We start from the raw sequence: 854 nt of genomic DNA, 5'->3' as shown, positions 1-854 counted from the left end.
TACTCCCGGTCGGCGTTGTAGAACTCGGTGCCGTAGCCGGCCGGCGTGCGGGATCCGTCAGCGTTGATGAAGGATCGGTCCTCGGTACGCAGCTGCGCGATGGTCTCCTCGAGTGCCCCGTCGCTGAGGAGAGCGTCTATGTCGGTCGTCTGGTAGAAGTTCTCGACCACGGCGACGGCCGCCGGATCGGTTCCTTGAACGTCTCCCATGCGCTCCTCGCACTGGACACCGCTGGGCAGCGAATAGGTGATCGAGGCATCCGGCGTCTCCGCCCACGGCGACCACGCGCCCGTCGCCGCGGCGGCCGCGGTCGCCATACCGCCGAGCAGTACCAGCGACGCCACTCCGGCGACCGCAGGACGCGCCCAGCGGTGACGGTTGACGCGGGCCTCTGCCGCCGCGAGCTGCTGCAGCTCGGCCAGCTCGACAGCGACGTCGGCCGTCACTGTCGACGTGCGGGGGCTGGACTCATCCAGCAGGACGTCCAGGGGGTCTCGGTCAGGGGCGGCAGTCATGACGGGCTCCTTCGAAAGCGGGTTCATCCTGTACATGTCCACCCGAACCGCAAACGTCTGCCGCAGCACGAAACCGGCTCGCCGCCCCCGTCACGGTGCCAGCGCCGACGCCGGACGTCAGGTCGCGAGGGAAGAGGCGAGCTCGGCAGGCGCTCCTGCGGAGCGGGGCTGCCACGACTCGAAGACGCCGTAGGCGATGATCCGCTCCGCGGTCGACAGCAGCGGATTGCAGCTCGTCATCGTGATCAGACGATCCGTCGGAACGACGTCGCTCGTCCAGGGGACCGGATCGATGACCTGCACTTCGGAGGGCTGCACGTATTCGAGGTTCCGGAACCG

1 protein-coding gene and 1 pseudogene are annotated in these 854 nt (G+C 68.4%); both read right to left on the bottom strand.

Translation table 11 applies throughout. The features are described 5' to 3' along the window. Positions 1–515: hypothetical protein (locus tag C5C56_RS17415; protein WP_146086535.1), on the bottom strand; the 515-nt coding region annotated here is incomplete at its 3' end. Positions 516–632: 117 nt separating this feature from the next. Continuing rightward, positions 633–854, bottom strand: a pseudogene (locus tag C5C56_RS17410) (sortase); the annotation flags it as partial.

It is taken from the genome of Rathayibacter sp. AY1D1, from assembly GCF_002932635.1.
GTDB lineage: Bacteria > Actinomycetota > Actinomycetes > Actinomycetales > Microbacteriaceae > Rathayibacter.
This window is presented reverse-complemented; position numbering and strand designations above follow the sequence as displayed.